General features: G+C 64.5%; 1 pseudogene. It reads left to right on the top strand.

Going from position 1 to position 276, the window contains the following annotated elements:
• Window positions 1-276: pseudogene (locus RV1423_RS28390) on the top strand (ABC transporter ATP-binding protein); the annotation flags it as partial.

The raw sequence follows: 276 nt of genomic DNA, 5'->3' as shown, positions 1-276 counted from the left end.
ACGCCATCGGCGCCTACACCGCCGGCCTGCTGGCCTCGCCGCAATTCGCCGACGTCCTGCAATCCTTCGTCAACACCTACCCGGCGGTGGGCAACTTCCTCATCATGGTATGCGGCCCGCAGATCGTACAAAACGGGATCCACCTGTCGCTCTGGATCATCGTCCCGGTATCGGCCCTGATCGCCGCCCTGTTCGGGGCATTGTTGGGTGCGCCGACCCTGAAGCTGCGCGGCGACTACCTGGCCATCGTCACCCTGGGCTTCGGCGAAATCATCC

The sequence above is a fragment of the Herbaspirillum sp. RV1423 genome (genome assembly GCF_000577615.1).
Taxonomy (GTDB): domain Bacteria; phylum Pseudomonadota; class Gammaproteobacteria; order Burkholderiales; family Burkholderiaceae_D; genus Herbaspirillum.
Note: the sequence above shows the minus strand (reverse complement) of the source record. Positions and strands in the feature narration are given on the sequence as shown.